Here is a 13,507-nt window from a genome sequence, read left to right as displayed (position 1 = left end):
CGCCCCTTCAGGGGCGCGGGGAACTGCGCGAGCAACCACGCACGGCCGGGAGGGCGCGGGAACACCCGCGCCCCCACGGCGGGAGCGCGGCCGCTGGGGCATCAGCCCCGATAAATCGCCTCGATCTCGTCGGCGTAGTCCTTGGCCACCACATTGCGCTTGAGCTTCAGCGACGGCGTGAGGTGCCCCGACTCCTCGGTGAACTGGGACGCGAGGATGCGGAACTTGCGCACCGACTCCGCCTTGGACACCGCCGCGTTGCCGTCGTCGATCGCGTCCTGGATCGCGGCGACCAGATCCGCGTCCTCGCGCAGCGACACCGCGGTCGAGCCGGCCGGCTTCCCGTGCTCCTCGGCCCAGCGGCCCAGGAACTCCTCGTCGACGGTGACCAGCGCGCCGACGAACGGGCGCCCGTCGCCGACCACCATGCACTCCGCGACCAGCGCGTGCGCGCGGATGCGGTCCTCGATCACGGCCGGGGCGACGTTCTTGCCGCCCGCGGTGACGATGATCTCCTTCTTGCGGCCGGTGATGCGGAGGTAGCCGTCCTCGTCGAGGGTGCCGATGTCACCGGTGTGGAACCAGCCGTCGGCGAGGGCCTCGGCGGTCGCGGCCTCGTTGTTCCAGTACCCCTGGAACAGGTGCTCGCCGTGCAGCAGCACCTCGCCGTCGTCCGCGATGCGGATCACGGAACCGGGCAGCGGCTGGCCGACCGTGCCGATCTTCGTACGGTCCCAGGGGTTGAAGGCGGTGGCCGCGCAGGACTCCGTCAGGCCGTAGCCCTCCAGGACGGTGAAGCCGATGCCACGGAAGAAGTGGCCGAGCCGCTCGCCGAGCGGGGCGCCGCCGGAGATCGCGTACTCGCCGCGACCGCCCAGTACCGCGCGCAGTTTGCTGTAGACGAGCTTGTCGAAGGTCTTGTACTTGATCTTCAGACCGAGCGACGGGCCGGAGGGGGTGTCCAGGGCGCGGCTGTACGCGATCGCCGTGTCCGCCGCCTTGTCGAAGATCTTGCCCTTGCCGTCCGCCTGCGCCTTGGCGCGCGCCGAGTTGTAGACCTTCTCGAAGACGCGCGGCACACCGAGGATCAGCGTCGGCCGGAACGCGGCCAGCTCGTCGGTGAGGTTCTTGATGTCCGGGACACAGCCCAGCTTGATCGGCGCCATCATGGGCGCGACCTGCACGAGGCGCCCGAAGACGTGCGCGAGCGGCAGGAAGAGCAGGACGGAACACTCGCCCGTGCGGAAGAGCGGGCGCAGCCGCTCCACGATGTTGCCGCACTCCGCGAAGAAGGCGCGGTGGGTGAGGACACAGCCCTTGGGCCGGCCGGTCGTGCCGCTCGTGTAGACGATGGTCGCCGGGTCGTCGGCCTTTGCGAGCGAACTGCGCTCCTCGACGGTGGCGTCGCTGACGTCCTTGCCGAGGCGTCCCAGCTCCTCCAGGCCGCCGGCCTCGATCTGCCAGACGTGCTTGAGGGCGGGCAGCCGGTCGCGCACCGACTCCACGGTGGCCGTGTGCGTGTCCAGCTCGACGATGCAGGCGGTCGCGCCCGAGTCGCCGAGGATCCACTGCACCTGCTCGGGCGAGCTGGTCTCGTACACCGGCACGGTGATCGCGCCCGCGCTCCAGATCGCGAAGTCGAGCAGCGTCCACTCGTAGCGGGTACGGGACATCAGGCCCACCCGGTCGCCCGGCTGGACGCCGGAGGCGATCAGGCCCTTGGCTGCGTCTCGCACCTCGGCGAGGAAGGTGGTGGCGGTGACATCCGTCCAAGTGCCGCCCACCTTGCGGGCGATGACGGCTACGTCGGGATGCTGCGCGGCGTTTCTACGGACGATGTCGGTCAGATTGCCGTCGGCAGGGACCTCGTACAAAGCCGGAAGGCTGAACTCGCGCAAGACTGCTGCTCCTCATAGGGCGCCGGCGCCACGACTTTGTGTGATGCGACGGTGCGGTCCAAGGCTCGGGCAGGTACTCAAGAGATCACTTGTTGAAATCCTGAGTACGACTGGACTGCCCGGACGTTACCCACCGGTACGGCTGTTTCGATAGGGGGTCCCGGCGAGATGTTCCCTGCGTCACACAGGTTGGCGTTCCTTCGCGCACAGTAGTCCACCCTTTTACTGACTGGCCAGTAACCGCAGGTCCGACCGCCTCTGTTCACGTTTGCCCCACAGGCCTACGCTTGATCGCCATGGCACCCACACCGGTCGGTAACCCGAGGACGCGCATTCATGTGGTCAGTGACGTGCACGGCAACGCCCGGGACCTGGCCAGAGCAGGCGACGGCGCGGATGCCCTGATCTGCCTCGGTGACCTGGTCCTCTTCCTCGACTACGCCGACCACTCGCGCGGCATCTTCCCGGACCTGTTCGGCGAGCAGAACGCGGACCGCATCGTCGAGCTGCGCACCGCCCGCCGCTTCGCGGAAGCCCGCGAGTTCGGAGCCCGGCTCTGGTCCGGCATCGGCACGGACCGGGCCGCGACCATCGAGAAGGCGGTGCGCAAGCAGTACGCCGAGATGTTCGCCGCGTTCCCGACGCCGACGTACGCGACCTACGGCAATGTCGACATGCCGACCCTGTGGCACGAGTACGCCGGCCCGGGCACGACCGTGCTCGACGGCGAGCGCGTGGAGATCGGCGGCTGGGTCTTCGGCTTCGTGGGCGGCGGCCTCAGGACCCCCATGCGGACGCCGTACGAGATCGGTGACGAGGAGTACGCGGCCAAGATCGAGGCGGTCGGCGAGGTCGACGTGCTGTGCACGCACATCCCGCCGGAGGTGCCGGAGCTGATGTACGACACCGTGGCGCGCCGCTTCGAGCGCGGGTCCCGCGCCCTTCTGGACGCGATCCGTCGCACGCGCCCCCGGTACTCACTCTTCGGCCATGTCCACCAGCCGTTGGCACACAGGATGCGGATCGGGGCGACGGAGTGTGTGAACGTGGGGCACTTCGCGGGGTCGGGAAGACCGTGGGCGCTGGAGTGGTGACGGTCCCGGCTCGCGCCCGGGCCGGACGCCAGGTCGGTCCCGGCTCGCGCTCGGGCCGGACGCCAAGTCGGTCCCGGTCCGGACGCGGTGACGGCACCCCGTTCGGTGCGCGGTAGCCTTCACGCTGCACACACGTGCGCACCACCCTCCCTCACCGGACCGCATCTGGAGGAGCCACGGCGATGGCGGAACACACCAGCTCGAGCATCACGATCGAGGCGGCACCGGCTGACGTCATGGCGGTGATCGCGGACTTCGCCCGCTACCCGGACTGGACCGGCGAGGTGAAGGAGGCGGAGGTACTCGCCACCGACGGGCAGGGCCGCGCCGAGCAGGTGCGCCTCGTCATGGACGCCGGCGCCATCAAGGACGACCAGACCCTCGGCTACACCTGGACCGGCGACCACGAGGTCTCCTGGACCCTGGTCAAGTCCCAGATGCTCCGCTCCCTGGACGGCTCGTACATCCTGAAGCCCGCGGGCGCCGGCGCCACCGAGGTCACCTACCAGCTGACCGTCGACGTAAAGATCCCCATGCTCGGCATGATCAAGCGCAAGGCCGAGAAGGTCATCATCGACCGGGCACTGGCGGGCCTGAAGAAGCGCGTGGAGTCGGGAGAGGCTTCTTAGAGCCTGTGTCACATCCCCGGAGGGGCGCCCGCCGTCCGGCACGCACGCTCGCCGGGGCTGCCGAAACGCCGTAGCTCCTCCCCCACGCTCGCCTGCGCTCGCGCGGGGGACCCCCATCGAGGACGCTCCGGCGCCTTGCGTGCTCGCACGCACCGGACGACATGCGCTGATCCGGCCGGGGATGTGACACAGGCTCTTGGCCCGTCCGGCGTTGAAGGACGAGGCCGTTGGGCCGATAGGGGGCTGGTGGCGGAACCCCCGGGGACGACGGGGGTCCCCCTGCTCGAGCGAGGCCGAGAGCTTGGCGGAGGGCAGGGGCAGGCGGGGCGAAACACGCCTGTCAGTGGCAGTGCACCCCGGCCCCGCCAAGGCGCCTCGCCCGCACAGGTACCGTTCACCCCCATGCGCACCATCCTGATCACAGGCCAAGGCGGCACCGGCCGTACGACGGTCGCCGCGGCCACCGCGCTGAAGGCAGCCCGCGAGGGCACCCGAACCCTGGTGCTCGGCGCCGACCGCACGGACACCCTCGGTGCCGCCCTCGGCGTGCCCACGGGCGCGACCCCCGTGGAGGCGGCGCCGGGCCTCACCGCCTGGCGCCCCGACGCGGCGGCCCGCTTCCGTGAGGACCTCACCGCCTTCCAACAGCGCGCGCAGACCGCCCTGGACCTGCTCGGCGCCTCCCGCCTGGACGCCGAGGAGGTCACCCCCCTGCCCGGCGCCGAGGAACTCGCTCTGCTCCGCGCCCTGCGCGACGCGGCCATGTCGGAGCGGTACGACCTCCTGATCGTGGATCTCCCCCCGGCGCCCCAGGCCCTCGCCCTCCTCGCCCTCCCCGAGGAACTCCGCCGCTACCTTCGCCGCCTGCTTCCGCCGGAGCGCCAGGCTGCCCGCGCCCTGCGCCCCGTGCTCGGCCGGCTCGCGGGCGTCCCGATGCCCGCGGAGTGGCTGTACGAGACGGCGGCCCGCTGGGACATCGAGTTGGCCGCGGTGGAGGCGGTGGTCGAGGACCGCGCCACGACCGTACGACTGGTCGCCGAGCCGGGCCCGGCCGGCACCGACGCGGTACGCACCGCCACCACCGGCCTCGCCCTGCGCGGCCTGTCCGTCGACGCACTGGTCGCGAGCCGTGTCCTGCCGGGCGCCACGAACGACACCTGGCTGGCGGCCCTCGCCGCCCAGCAGCGCAAGGCACTGGACGAGTGGCAGGAGACGTACGCACTCCACGAGGTCCCGCACCTCGGCCACGACCCGCGGGGTGTCCACGATCTCGCCGCGCTTCCCGTGCCCGGGGTCAACCAGGCGCCGCCCCCGGTCGAGTGGCCCGTCGTCGACCAGCTGGCCGACGACGGCGTACTCGTGTGGCACATCCCGCTGCCCGGCGCGATACGCGAGGAACTGGACCTCATCCGGCGCGGCGACGAACTCGTGGTCACGGCGGGGCAGTTCCGCCGCATCGTTCCGCTCCCCTCGGCCCTGCGCCGCTGCACCGTGGCCGGCGCCGCGCTGCGCGAGGGCGAGCTCCGGGTCCGCTTCGCGCCGGATCCGGATCTGTGGCCGCGTACAAGATGACCGGGCCGCCCCCTCCACAGGGGCGGACACGGTGAACGGTGTACCCCCGTTCGGGTAACGTCGAAGGCACGAACCGTAGGCAGGAGTCCGCCATGAGCGAAGAGCGCCCCACATCCGACGCCGCTCAGGAGGAAGCGGGCGACGAGGTGCGTGCCGAAGAGGCGCGTGCGACCGACGCCGACGCCTGGGCGAAGGCCTGTGCCGAGGACCTCGCGGCGGAGAAGGCCCGCCGCCGCGCCGAGCACGGCACACCGCCGGGCTCGGCCGCCGAGGAACTGCGCAAGCTCGTCGACGCCGTCGCCGACAAGCTGTCCGGGCTGAACTCGCCGCTCTTCGGCGCGGTCGCCTCCGGCACGGCCCAGCAAATGGTCAACCAGGTCGTGCAGCAGGCCAAGGCCGCCGTGGAGCCGGTGATCGAGCGCAACCCTGATGTGTTCGACCACCTCGCGGCCGCCGGCTCCGAGCTGCTCGCCGCCTATCGCTCGGCCGTCGAAGCGCAGGAGCGACGCTGGACGAGCCGGGACAGCGGCCCCCGCGACGAGGGGACCGGTCCAGGGGAACACATCGACTTGGACTGAGGGCCCCTCGGGTACGGTTGGCCGTAGCGGGGCTCGACCGAAACTGAGGGATTCATGGGACTCACCATCGGCGTCGATATCGGCGGCACGAAGATCGCGGCCGGTGTGGTCGACGAGGAAGGCAACATCCTCTCGACGCACAAGGTGCCGACCCCCACCACGCCGCAGGCCATCGTGGACGCCATCGCCGCTGCTGTCGAGGGTGCGCGCGCAGGCCACGACATCGTCGGCGTGGGCATCGGTGCAGCCGGATACGTGAACCGCCAGCGCTCGACGGTCTACTTCGCGCCGAACATCGACTGGCGACAGGAGCCGCTCAAGGCCGAGGTCGAGGCGCGTGTGGGGCTGCCGGTCGTCGTCGAGAACGACGCGAACGCGGCGGCGTGGGGCGAGTACAAGTTCGGCGCGGGCAAGGGCCACCGGAACGTCATCTGCATCACCCTGGGCACGGGCCTCGGCGGCGGCATCATCATCGGCAACAAGCTGCGCCGCGGGCACTTCGGCGTGGCCGCCGAGTTCGGCCACATCCGCATGGTGCCGGACGGGCTGCTGTGCGGCTGCGGCTCGCAGGGCTGCTGGGAGCAGTACGCCTCCGGGCGCGCCCTCGTCCGCTACGCCAAGCAGCGCGCCAACGCGACCCCGGAGAGCGCGGAGATCCTGCTCGCGCTGGGCAACGGCACCCCCGACGGCATCGAGGGCAAGCACATCTCGGTCGCCGCCCGCCAGGGCGACCCGGTGGCGGTGGACTCCTACCGCGAGCTGGCCCGCTGGGCCGGCGCCGGCCTCGCCGACCTGGCCTCGCTCTTCGACCCGTCCGCCTTCATCGTCGGCGGCGGCCTCTCCGACGAGGGCGAGCTGGTCCTCGATCCGATCCGTAAGTCGTACAAGCGCTGGCTGGTGGGCGGCAACTGGCGCCCGGTGGCGGACGTCATCGCGGCCCAGCTGGGCAACAAGGCAGGCCTGGTCGGCGCCGCCGACCTGGCCCGGGAGCCCGACCCGATCATGTGACCTGCCGGTAGGCGGTACGGCACCCGGCACGGCGGCGTCCGCCGTGCCGGGTGCCGTGTCTTGCCGGGCGGGTTTCCGCCGGTGAGCGGCGCCTGCCGTTCGTCGTGGTCGGGGCCGTGCCGGTACATCCGCCCGTATCCGACCGGATCGGCCGAGGCTTCTCAGGGAGCCGTCTGCCGGGAATCCGTCCGGATACGGGCATCGATGTACCGGCACGGCCCCTTCCGTGCCGGGGCGGCTGCGGGTCGCCCCGTGTGCGGTCCTTCCGGCTGTCGTATCTTGATCGCCATGCCGACGAGCCCCTCAGCCAGTCCGCTGCCCAACTCCCGTACCGAAGCCGACGGTTCGGCCGTCATTCGCGTGCTCAGTTACAACATTCGGTCGATGCGCGATGACACCGCCGCGCTCGCGCGGGTGATCAGTGCCTGCGCACCCGACCTGGTCCTCATCCAGGAAGCCCCGCGTTTCTTCCGCTGGCGCAAGAAATTGGCCCGGCTCGCGGCGGCGTCCGGTCAGATGATCCTCTCCGGCGGCGCCCCGGCGTCCGGACCCGCGCTCCTGTGCTCCCTCCGGGCGACCGTCGAGCGCACCGAGGATGTACTGCTCCCCCTCACGCCCGGTCTGCACCGCCGTGGCTTCGCCACCGCCGTCGTACGGTTCGGCGGCGCCCGGCTCGGCGTCCTGAGCTGCCATCTCTCGCTCCAGAAGGACGAGCGGTACGAGCAGGGCGGCATGCTCCTCGACCGCCTCGCAGGCCTCGACACCCCACACGCCGTCGCGGGCGGTGACCTCAACGAACGCCCGGACGGTCCCACCTTCAAACGCCTGGCCGGCGCCCTTCAGGACGCCTGGGCGGCCCGCCCCTGGGATGGCGAGCAGACTTCCACCTCCACCGACCCTCACCAGCGCATCGACGCGATCTTCGCCACGGAGGGCGTGGAGGTCCTGGGCTGCGGGGTACCGCTGGGTCTCCCCGGTGTGACGGAGGCAGACCTGAGGGCGGCCACGGACCACTTGCCCGTACTGGCCGCCCTCAGAGTGCCCGCGTCCTGAGGCGGGATCAGACCACCGCACCCCGTCCGGGATCGTCGTCCTCCTCGTCGTCGGTCTTCATGCGCATCACCAGGGTGGCGAAGCCGCCGAGGAAGCCGCCGATGCCGAGGGTGGTGAGCCACCAGGTCATGTCCCAGCCGAGGAGTACGGCCAGCAGGAGCAGGACGGGGCCGCCGATGACCCCGAGCCAGGCGAACTTGGCGGTGGTGTCGGCGGTGGGCAGCGGGGGTGGCTCGGGCGGTACGAAGTGGCCCTCGTCGTCCTCGTCGAAGTCGTCGTCTGCGGGCTCGGGCGCCTTGTAGTCGCGCGGGCCGCCGACACCGGGTGCGAAGGCGACCGAGCTGCCGAGGGGCTGGGCCGCGGAGGGCTTGTCCCCGGACCCGGACCCGGTTTCGGACTCTGTGTCGCTCGTGTCGCCGTCGTTCGTCTCCGGGTCCAGGAGCGCCAGGTCCTCGATCGACTTGAACGGTTTCGCGCCGGGCGGGTCCGGCGGCTCCTCGCCGTACCCGGCGACGATCGCCTGCCACGCGGCGTCCTCGTCGAAGGGCACGCTCTGCTCCTCGCCGAGGGGCTCACCGAGAGGCCCGTCGAGGGGCACGCCCTTCTCCTCGGAATCGCCGCGTTCCGCGTCGTGCTCAGCCACCGGTGGCCGTCCCTTCCTGCTGACCCACCTGACCCGCGTCGGACTCCTCGCCGACACTGGGCGCGAGCCGGGCGATGAACGCGTAGCTCTCCTCGAAGATCCGGTCCGCGTCGTGGTCCAACGTCGCGACGTGGTAGCTCTGTTCCAGCAGGATCTCCGTCACGTCCGTGGACGACACCCGGCCGAGGATGCGCGCCGAGTCGGCGGGGGACACGACGTGGTCCTGGGGGCTGTGCAGCAGCACTATCGGCTGGGTGACCTGCGGCAGCTCGGTGTCGACGATCTGGCAGAAATTCCGCATCGAGTGCGCGGCGTGCAGCGGCACCCGGTCGTACCCGAGTTCCTGCGAGCCCTCCTTGGCGATGTCGCTCAGGATGCCCTTCACGGACGGAACGAAGTGCCGGAGCACGGGGAGGGCGTGCGCCGACAGCCCGTGCACCCTGTTCAGCGGGTTGACGACCACGATGCCGCTGATCTCGTCACCGTGCTTGGCCGCGAGGCGCAGCGTCAGCGCGGCGCCCAGGGAGAGGCCGAAGACGAACACCTGAGCACACCGGTCCCGCAGCGCGCGCAGCTCCCGGTCCACCTCCGCGTACCAGTCCTGCCAGCCGGTGAGCTGCATGTCCTCCCAGCGCGTCCCGTGCCCCGGCAACAGCGGCAGCGTGACGGTCAGGCCGCGCTCGGCCAGATACTCCGCCCAGGGCCGCAGCGACTGCGGGCAGCCGGTGAAGCCGTGGCAGAGAAGGACGCCGACCTCTCCGCCCTCGCGGCGGAACGGCTCGGCTCCAGGAAGGACCGGCACCTTCGGTCTCCTGTCATAGAGGCGGGCGAAACGGAACCCCCGAGGCTTCGAGGCGTACTTCACCGTACGCGACCGCACTGACACCGACCAGGGTCGTCGGGTCCTTTGACAGTGCTCCGGGTTAAGGTCTGACCGACGACACAGGAGGCACTCGGTTGATCTACGGCGCAATGAAGTTTTCCATCGGAGGGCCACTGAAGCTTGCCTTCAGACCCTGGGTGGAAGGCCTCGAGAACATTCCCGCCGAGGGCCCCGCCATCCTGGCGAGCAATCACCTGTCGTTCTCGGATTCGTTCTTTCTGCCCGCGGTCCTCGACCGCAAGGTGACCTTCATCGCGAAGGCCGAGTACTTCACGACGCCCGGCATCAAGGGCCGGATGACCGCCGCCTTCTTCAAGGGCGTCGGCCAGCTCCCCGTGGACCGCTCCGGCGCTCGCGGCGCGGGCGAGGCGGCCGTCAAGAGCGGTGTCGACGTCATCGAGCGCGGTGAGCTGTTCGGTATCTACCCGGAGGGCACGCGCTCGCCCGACGGCCGCCTCTACCGAGGAAAGCCCGGCGGTCTCGCGCGCGTGGCGCTCGCCACCGGCGCGCCCGTCATCCCGGTCGCGATGATCGACACCGAGAAGATCCAGCCGCCGGGCAAGGTGATGCCCAAGCTGATGCGCCCGGGCATCCGCATCGGCAAGCCGCTGGACTTCAGCCGGTACAGCGGCATGGAGCACGACCGTTTCGTGCTCCGCGCGGTGACCGACGAGGTCATGTACGAAATCATGAAGCTCTCCGGCCAGGAGTACGTCGACATGTACGCGACGGCCGCCAAGCGGCAGATCGCGGAGGCGGCGAAGGCCGAGAAGGACGCCGAGAAGGCGGCGAAGGCCGCCCTCGCGCAAGCCGAGAAGCAAGCGGCCAAGGAACAGGCCGAGAAGCAGGCCGCCAGGGAAACGGAGCGGGCGGACAGGGAACGGTCCGGCTCCTAGACGCGTCCGTCAGGACGTGCGGGAGTGGGGGTGGGGTGGGGGAGATGGCCAAGCGCGAGCGTGTGATGAGGATGTCGGTCGAGCAGCCGCTGTGGCGTGCGCTCACCGCCTACCGCGTCCTGACCATGCTGTATGCGATCGGTCTCTTCGCCACCGCGTACGACAAGTTCGCCCGCCCCTGGGTGGCCATCGCGTTCTACGCGCTGTTGTTCGTGTGGACGCTCGCGACCCTCCCCAGGGTCGCGAACGCGGCGAGTTGCACCAAGCGGTTCCTCACCGCCGACCTCACCATCGCGCTCGCCGGCATCCTGCTCACCCGGGTCGCCGACGCCTCCTCGCGGATCGAAGCCGGCGGTCCGACCCTGCCGTCGATATGGACCGCGGGATCCGTCCTGGCCTTCGCGATCAAGGGCGGATGGCGCTGGGCTGCCTTCGCCTCCACGCTGGTCGCGGCCGTCAACATCGTCGAGCGCGGTGCCCCGACCCGCGACACCGTCCACAACGTGATCCTGGTCTGGGTCGCCTCCATCGCCATCGGATACGTCGTCGAGGTCGCCCGCGCCTCCGAGCGCACCCTCGCTCGCGCCCTGGAGATCGAGGCCGCCACCCGCGAACGGGAGCGGCTGGCCCGCGACATCCACGACGGCGTCCTCCAGGTCCTCGCCATGGTGCAGCGGCGCGCGTCCGCGCTCGGCGGCGAGGCGGCGGAGCTGGGCCGGATGGCCGGCGAGCAGGAGGTGGCGCTGCGCACGCTGGTCTCGGGCGGCCTGGTGCCCGTCTCCCGGGTGTCGGAGGACGCCGCGCTCGGTGCCGTCGTACGAGCCGTCGACGAACCGGACGACGAAGAAGGCCCCCTCGACCTGCGCTCACTGCTCGCCCCGTACGCCACCGCACGCGTGACTCTCTCCGAGCCCGGCGCGCCCGTGCCGCTCGCCCCCGCCGCCGCCAAGGAGCTGGCCGCCGCTGTCGGTGCCGCCCTGGACAATGTCCGCAAGCACGCCGGGGCCGACGCCAGGGCCTGGATCCTCGTGGAGGACGAACCGGACGCCGTGATCGTGACCGTCCGCGACGACGGCCCCGGCATCCCGGAGGGTCGGCTCGCCCAGGCCGAGGGCGAGGGGCGGCTCGGGGTCGCCCAGTCGATCCGGGGTCGGCTGCGCGACCTGGGCGGCACGGCCGAGCTGGTCTCGGTCCCGGGCCAGGGCACGGAAGTCGAGCTGAAGGTACCGAAGGTTTCACGGGGGAAGGCGGAACGACGATGACGCAGACGGCGGGATGGCGATGACGAGGACGACGCCGGCGGCGATGACGAAGACGGCGGAGCAGCGATGACGGGAACGGCGGAGACCAAGGACGTGCGGCGGCAGGGTCCGATCAAGGTGATGGTGGTCGACGACCACCCCATGTGGCGCGACGCCGTCGCCCGCGACCTGGCCGAGGCGGGCTTCGACGTGGTCGCCACCGCGGGCGACGGTGAGCAGGCCGTGCGCCGCGCCCAGGCCGCCGCGCCCGACGTCCTCGTGCTCGACCTGAACCTGCCGGCCAAGCCCGGCGTCCAGGTCTGCAAGGAACTGGTCGGCGCCAACCCGGCGCTGCGCGTCCTCGTCCTGTCGGCCAGCGGCGAGCACGCCGACGTCCTGGAGGCGGTGAAGTCCGGCGCCACCGGCTATCTGCTCAAGTCGGCGTCCACGGACGAGCTGATCGACGCGGTGCGCCGTACGGCGGTCGGCGACCCGGTGTTCACCCCGGGCCTCGCGGGTCTGGTGCTCGGCGAGTACCGCCGGCTGGCCTCCGAACCGGCCCCCGCCGCGGGGGTGGACGAGCCCAAGGCCCCGCAACTCACCGATCGCGAGACCGAGGTGCTCCGGCTGGTCGCCAAGGGTCTGAGCTACAAGCAGATAGCCGAGCGCCTCGTCATCTCCCACCGCACGGTCCAGAACCATGTGCAGAACACCCTGGGCAAGCTGCAGCTCCACAACCGCGTGGAGCTGGTGCGGTACGCCATAGAACGCGGCCTTGACGAGGCGTAAACCTGACGCACCCACACCTTCGAGTGAAGGCGAGTGATCAACACCCGCACAATTCACCGGAATTGACCTTCCGCACCATGCCGAAGTGACCTGCATCACTATTAGCGTGAGTCCAACAGGCAACCTTGGCGAAGGGACTTTCCATGCGGGTCGGAGTACTGACCGGAGGCGGCGACTGCCCCGGGCTCAACGCCGTCATCCGGGGCATTGTCCGCAAGGGCGTGCAGGAGTACGGCTATGACTTCGTCGGCTTCCGGGACGGCTGGCGCGGACCACTGGAAGGCGACATCGTTCGGCTCGACATCCCTGCCGTGCGCGGCATCCTGCCCCGCGGCGGCACGATTCTCGGCTCCTCGCGCACCAATCCGCTCAAGCAGGAGAACGGCATCCGCCGGATCAAGGAGACCCTCGCCAAGCAGGAGGTGGAGGCGCTCATCGCGATCGGCGGCGAGGACACGCTCGGTGTCGCCGCCCGCCTCACCGACGAGTACGGCATCCCCGTCGTCGGCGTACCGAAGACCATCGACAACGACCTGTCCGCCACCGACTACACCTTCGGTTTCGACACCGCCGTCGGCATCGCGACCGAGGCGATCGACCGCCTGCACACCACCGCCGAGTCGCACATGCGCGTCCTCGTCTGCGAGGTGATGGGCCGGCACGCGGGCTGGATCGCCATCCACTCGGGTCTGGCCGGCGGCGCCAACGTCATCCTCATCCCCGAGCAGCGCTTCGACGTCGACCGGGTGTGCGCCTGGGTGACCTCGCGGTTCAAGGCCTCGTACGCGCCGATCGTGGTCGTCGCCGAGGGGGCGATGCCCAAGGACGGCGACATGGTCCTCAAGGACGAGTCCCTCGACTCCTTCGGGCATGTCCGCCTCTCCGGGGTCGGCGAGTGGCTGGCCAAGGAGATCGAGAAGCGCACCGGCAAGGAGGCCCGCACCACGGTCCTCGGGCACATCCAGCGCGGCGGCACCCCCAGTGCCTTCGACCGCTGGCTCGCCACCCGCTTCGGGCTGCACGCCATCGACGCCGTCCACGATGGCGACTTCGGCAAGATGGTCGCCCTGCGCGGCACGGACATCGTCCGCGTCCCGATCGCGGAGGCCACGGCCAAGCTGAAGACGGTCGACCCCAAGCTCTACGAGGAGGTCGGGGTCTTCTTCGGCTGACCGCACCGGCCCGGCGCACCGGGGTTGTGGGCCGTATATTCGGCCCATGAC

13 protein-coding genes are annotated in these 13,507 nt (G+C 70.7%); 10 read left to right on the top strand and 3 right to left on the bottom strand.

Going from position 1 to position 13,507, the window contains the following annotated elements:
- Positions 1-101: 101 nt before the first annotated feature.
- Positions 102-1,898, bottom strand: coding sequence for an AMP-dependent synthetase/ligase (locus ACIBK0_RS11740; protein ID WP_399078262.1), 1,797 nt, complete (start codon positions 1,896-1,898; stop codon positions 102-104).
- A gap of 296 nt (positions 1,899-2,194) precedes the next feature.
- Here ACIBK0_RS11740 and ACIBK0_RS11735 point away from each other — a divergent pair, with 296 nt between their 5' ends.
- The 6 genes from ACIBK0_RS11735 to ACIBK0_RS11710 all read left to right on the top strand — a co-directional run bounded on the left by ACIBK0_RS11735 (position 2,195) and on the right by ACIBK0_RS11710 (position 7,832).
- Entirely contained in the window at positions 2,195-2,992 is a 798-nt protein-coding gene (locus ACIBK0_RS11735) for a metallophosphoesterase (RefSeq protein WP_399078260.1), read from the top strand.
- A gap of 182 nt (positions 2,993-3,174) precedes the next feature.
- Positions 3,175-3,621, top strand: coding sequence for an SRPBCC family protein (locus tag ACIBK0_RS11730; protein WP_399078258.1), 447 nt, complete (start codon positions 3,175-3,177; stop codon positions 3,619-3,621).
- A 402-nt stretch (positions 3,622-4,023) separates the two neighbouring features.
- Positions 4,024-5,193 (top strand): ArsA family ATPase, encoded by a 1,170-nt coding sequence (locus ACIBK0_RS11725; RefSeq protein ID WP_399078256.1) that lies wholly within the window; start codon positions 4,024-4,026, stop codon positions 5,191-5,193.
- Positions 5,194-5,285: 92 nt separating this feature from the next.
- The gene (locus tag ACIBK0_RS11720) at positions 5,286-5,771 is read left to right on the top strand and encodes a DUF5304 domain-containing protein (RefSeq protein ID WP_399078253.1); all 486 of its coding nucleotides are present in this window, start codon (positions 5,286-5,288) and stop codon (positions 5,769-5,771) included.
- Between the two features lie 54 nt (positions 5,772-5,825).
- Entirely contained in the window at positions 5,826-6,779 is a 954-nt protein-coding gene (locus tag ACIBK0_RS11715; RefSeq protein ID WP_399078251.1) for an ROK family glucokinase, read from the top strand.
- A 288-nt stretch (positions 6,780-7,067) separates the two neighbouring features.
- The gene (locus ACIBK0_RS11710) at positions 7,068-7,832 is read left to right on the top strand and encodes an endonuclease/exonuclease/phosphatase family protein (protein ID WP_399078249.1); all 765 of its coding nucleotides are present in this window, start codon (positions 7,068-7,070) and stop codon (positions 7,830-7,832) included.
- A gap of 7 nt (positions 7,833-7,839) precedes the next feature.
- On the opposite strand, the gene ACIBK0_RS11705 is transcribed toward ACIBK0_RS11710, so the two are convergent.
- Together ACIBK0_RS11705 and ACIBK0_RS11700 are read right to left on the bottom strand one after the other, a co-directional pair.
- The gene (locus ACIBK0_RS11705; RefSeq protein ID WP_399078247.1) at positions 7,840-8,475 is read right to left on the bottom strand and encodes a hypothetical protein; all 636 of its coding nucleotides are present in this window, start codon (positions 8,473-8,475) and stop codon (positions 7,840-7,842) included.
- Positions 8,468-9,277, bottom strand: coding sequence for an alpha/beta hydrolase (locus tag ACIBK0_RS11700; RefSeq protein ID WP_399078245.1), 810 nt, complete (start codon positions 9,275-9,277; stop codon positions 8,468-8,470). The genes ACIBK0_RS11705 and ACIBK0_RS11700 overlap by 8 nt, the downstream gene beginning before the upstream one ends.
- A gap of 170 nt (positions 9,278-9,447) precedes the next feature.
- Between ACIBK0_RS11700 and ACIBK0_RS11695 the strand changes: the two genes are divergently transcribed.
- From ACIBK0_RS11695 to ACIBK0_RS11680, 4 genes are all read left to right on the top strand, one after another.
- Entirely contained in the window at positions 9,448-10,254 is an 807-nt protein-coding gene (locus ACIBK0_RS11695) for a lysophospholipid acyltransferase family protein (protein ID WP_399078243.1), read from the top strand.
- Positions 10,255-10,298: 44 nt separating this feature from the next.
- Positions 10,299-11,516: a MacS family sensor histidine kinase gene (macS, locus tag ACIBK0_RS11690; RefSeq protein WP_399078241.1), complete on the top strand. Its 1,218-nt coding sequence runs from the start codon at positions 10,299-10,301 to the stop codon at positions 11,514-11,516.
- A gap of 66 nt (positions 11,517-11,582) precedes the next feature.
- Positions 11,583-12,284: a response regulator gene (locus ACIBK0_RS11685; RefSeq protein ID WP_399078238.1), complete on the top strand. Its 702-nt coding sequence runs from the start codon at positions 11,583-11,585 to the stop codon at positions 12,282-12,284.
- A 143-nt stretch (positions 12,285-12,427) separates the two neighbouring features.
- Complete coding sequence (locus ACIBK0_RS11680) at positions 12,428-13,456, top strand: 6-phosphofructokinase (RefSeq protein ID WP_399078236.1); 1,029 nt, start codon at positions 12,428-12,430, stop codon at positions 13,454-13,456.
- Positions 13,457-13,507 lie beyond the last annotated feature (51 nt).

It is taken from the genome of Streptomyces sp. NPDC050564 (assembly GCF_044457265.1).
Lineage (GTDB): Bacteria > Actinomycetota > Actinomycetes > Streptomycetales > Streptomycetaceae > Streptomyces.
This window is presented reverse-complemented; position numbering and strand designations above follow the sequence as displayed.